At 60.9% G+C, this 4,066-nt stretch carries 3 protein-coding genes; all 3 read left to right on the top strand.

Annotated elements, in window-relative coordinates; all coding sequences use genetic code 11:
- Positions 1 to 1,280, top strand: a 1,280-nt coding sequence (locus MRS74_RS23440; RefSeq protein WP_254582705.1) for a hypothetical protein, incomplete at its 5' end; no start/stop codon positions are given.
- A 48-nt stretch (positions 1,281 to 1,328) separates the two neighbouring features.
- On the top strand, positions 1,329 to 2,825 hold the full coding sequence (locus MRS74_RS23435) for a TolC family protein (RefSeq protein WP_254582704.1): 1,497 nt from the start codon (positions 1,329 to 1,331) through the stop codon (positions 2,823 to 2,825).
- A 405-nt stretch (positions 2,826 to 3,230) separates the two neighbouring features.
- Complete coding sequence (locus tag MRS74_RS23430) at positions 3,231 to 3,716, top strand: hypothetical protein (protein WP_254582703.1); 486 nt, start codon at positions 3,231 to 3,233, stop codon at positions 3,714 to 3,716.
- Positions 3,717 to 4,066: the final 350 nt, after the last annotated feature.

Genomic DNA, 4,066 nt, shown 5'->3' with positions numbered 1-4,066 from the left:
CCAACCTCATCAGCCTGGATAACAGCGGCGTTGCGGATAGCGCGGGCAATACCGGCAGCGGTGCTACCTCCTCCAACAACTACGGCATCGACACCCTGGCTCCAACCGTCACCTCGGTTTCGGCTCCCGCCAACGGCACCTATACCCCAGGCCAGGAACTCGATTTCAGCGTCAATTTCAGTGAAGCGGTGCAGGTTGATACCACCGGCGGCACCCCGCGCCTGGCGGTCAGCCTCGATACCGGCGGCACCGTCTATGCCAGTTACGTTTCCGGATCCGGCAGCACTGCGCTGGTGTTCCGGCTGACTGTCGTCAGCGGCCAGCTCGATACCGGTGGAGTGACACTCGGCTCGAATATCGAGCTCAACGGTGGTGCCCTGCGTGACACAGCCGGCAACGATGCCGCCAGCGCACTCAATAGTGTCGGCTCCACCACGGCGGTACTGGTCGACGGCGTGGCCCCCACTGCCGCCTCGATTAGCCTGCATGAAGACAACGTCCTGGCGACCGGGGAGCTGTCGTTCGAACTGGTCTTCAACGAAGACGTGTCCGGCGTTGACCTCGGCGACTTCAGCCTGCTGGATACCGGTACCGCGAGCGGGATCCTGGATAGCGTGCAGCAGATCGATGCCCGTACCTATCGGGTACAGGTCAGCGGTATCGAGGGCAATGGTTTGCTGCGCCTGGCACTGAATGCCACGGGCACTGGCATTACCGATACGGCGGGCAACGCCCTTGCTGTCGGGCTGACCGGCCCGAGTTACGCCATTGCAGCCCTTGGCGGCGATCCGGAGTTCCGCACCAGCACCCTCGGTGCCAATCCTGCGAGCGCGGCATATCCTCTGCTCGCACCGGCCATAGCTGATATACCACCTTCACCGTACCAGTCGCCGTTGCAGCCACCGCAGCTCTTTGCTGCGCCGACACTCGGCAGTGGTATACCGACCCTAAGCGCCCTCTTTATCAATAATGGAGCCCCGGCACCCAGTTATATCGCCCAGGTTTTTGCCGGCAATGGCAACGGCCAGGGCTTTCTCGGATTTGGTGGGGGCGACGCCGGTGTTTTTGGCCACAGTGCCCTGTCGAATATTTTCGACCCTGACTCAGAACTGGAACCCGTATCGGTACAAACCGGGTTGCGCGAAGCCTTTGGTACACCCGGTTTCGGCGCTCCAACACTGGGCCAGCAGTTACAGCAAATGCAGAACACCGAGCAACGTCAGATAGATCAACTTGCCAGAGCTTTGGGCGGGATTCAGTCTGGCGAACCACATGCCTGATCAGGAATGCGACCAGAAATTCAGCCGCGACAAGGGGGCGGCCCAAGGATGAAAACACGCCATAAACTATTCAGCACCAGCCTGCTGGTGCTGGCCATGAGTGGCTGCGCTGTCACCAGCCAGCCGATTGATCGCAGTATCAGCGAGCAACGCGCCAAGACCGACCTGCTCAACATGTTCAAGGATCAGGAGCCGCTGGCCGGCGAACTGACACTGCACGATGCCATGGCACGCGCCCTGAAATACAACCTTGAGGGCCGTCTAAAGGTCATGGAAGAGGCGCTGGCCAATCGCCAGCTCGACCTCTCCAGTTTCGATATGCTACCGCGCCTGGCGCTGCAGGCCGGCTATGCCGGACGCAGCAATATCAGCGCCTCCAGCAGCGAAAGCATTCAGACCGGCACCCAGTCACTGGAGCCGTCCACCTCCCAGGATCGCGAGCGCGGTGTTGCGGACCTGACCATGGTATGGAACGTACTGGACTTCGGCGTCAGTTACGTCAGCGCCAAGCAGCAAGCCGACCAGCGCCTGATCGTGCAGGAGCGGCGCCGCAAGGTTGTACACACCATTATTCAGGACGTACGCTCGGCCTATTGGCGCGCCATGGCCGCCGAGGGGCTGTTGCATAAAATTGACAGCCTGATGGCCCGCGTCGATACCGCACGCAACAACAGCCAGCGTCTGAGTGAGCAGCGCATTGGCGACCCGATTCAGGCCCTGAGCTATCAGCGCGCCCTGATCGAAGCCACCCGCCAGCTCGAGGAGCAGCGCCGGGCGCTGTCCCTTGCGAAAACCGAGCTGGCCGCGCTGATCAACCTGCCCATGGGCACGCCCTTCCGGCTGGCCGCTGCCGGCGGCTACGAGGAACCACAGCTGAAGGTAGAACTGAGCCGACTCGAGGAGGAAGCCCTGGCCAACCGGCCGGAACTGCGCGAGCAGGATTATCAGGCGCGTATTAGCGCCGCGGAAACGCGCAAAGCCATGCTGCGACTGCTGCCGGGGCTTGAGTTCTCCGCCGGCAGGCACTACGACAGCAACTCATTTCTGGTCAACCAGAGCTGGGCCGACTACGGCGTAAAGGTCACCTGGAACCTGTTCAACGTGCTCTCGGGACCGGCTGCAATCGATGTGGCCAAGGCCAGCGAAGCGGTTGCCGACGCGCGTCGCCAGGCAATGTCCATGGCGATACTGGCTCAGGTCCATGTCGCCAATGCCAACTTCCACGAAGCCCAGAGACAGTTCCATACCAGCCAGGAACTGGCACAACTCGACGGTCAGATCGTTGAACAGCTGCGCAATCGCTACAAGGCGCAGGGCATCGGCGAACTCGACCTGATCCAGGGTGAACTCAACGCCCTGCAGGCGGACCTGCGCCGCGACCTTGCCTATGCCGCACTTCGCAACAGCTATGGCCAGCTGTTCGCCAGTGCAGGCATGGATCCCCTGCCCGCCGAGCTGCCCTCAACCGACCTGGACGCCATTTCCCAGGCCCTGGCCAACAGCGAAGCCCGCTGGCAACAGGGTGATCTTCAGCCCGGTTCCTGACCTCCAACCTGATCCCCACCTGATCGTGCCCATGCCGCGCGGCTGCCCGTCACAGCACCGCGCCGGCCCTCGGTGAAAGCCGGTCCCGCCAGCAGGTCACGGTCAGGCGATTCAGGCACTGTTCCAACCGGCTGTTTGCAAGTGAAACCGGGCTTTCAAGGATCGCCCCCTGCGCCTGTCTCGGGGGGATCAAGGTCATTACCGCCGACCCTGCCTGCATTGCTCATTCGATTCCATTTCAGCGCCCAGGCCGGCATTGGAGATCAATGTATGCCATCGCCAGCCACAAGGTATATTTCACGACAGTGGGCAAAGATTTTGTTCGACGACAGCCGAATGCACCTGCATGGTCGCAGTAAGTTGCGCGACAATGAGATCCACTTGCCCTCGTAACAGGACGACTCCATGTATCAGAACCGCCATGTGCGCCCAACCATCGCTATTGCAGTCGTGTTGCTGTTTAACAGCACGGCTGTGCGTGCGCAAACACCCCAGGAACACGTCCATCATATGTCTGCGAACGTGATGCCGTTTGAGCTGTCCGCCACGGTACATATTTTCAGGATGACCGAGTCCGGCGGTGTTCAGCAGGTCGTTGCGAAAGAGCCCGCTGCCGCGGATCAAGTGACGCTCATACAGCAGCACCTCCAGCACGAAACAGAGAAGTTTCGGCACGGCGACTACTCAGACCCGGCCAACCTTCATGGCACAGCCATGCCGGGCCTCAAGGAGCTTCAGGCGGGAGCTTCCCGGATCAACGTCGACTACGCGCCCCTCCCCTCAGGCGCGCAGATCACCTTCGATACCACGGATCTGCATTTGCTGACGGCCATTCACCGCTGGTTCGGGGCCCAGCTGTCTGAGCATGGCGCCGATGCCCGAGCAGAATGAGCCCAGTGGCACAACCCTGTGCTGACGTAGAAGTCTGTCCACCGGAAAAGCCTCAGCCCCCGGGAAGGTGCTTGCGACCTACGCCGATACGCTTGGCGCATGGATCAAAGATGAACGCAGCCGAATATTAACCCGGCGGCTTAATACATGAAGCATGGATGTTTCATCATTGGCCGCGGCCAATGCGAACGCCATCTCTCCCCCGAAGAAGGCCAGCATGTCCACGCACCTGCGCCCATTCTTTTAGGCTAAAGAGTCATGGCGTGATGGACAAATAGGTAGGGAACCTATTTGTCCGCCGATGAGATGGTCTCCTCCCTCTTACCGAGCCGGCGTCAGAATGCGCCATG

Source organism: Marinobacterium sedimentorum, from assembly GCF_024267675.1.
GTDB lineage: Bacteria > Pseudomonadota > Gammaproteobacteria > Pseudomonadales > Balneatricaceae > Marinobacterium_A > Marinobacterium_A sedimentorum.
This window is presented reverse-complemented; position numbering and strand designations above follow the sequence as displayed.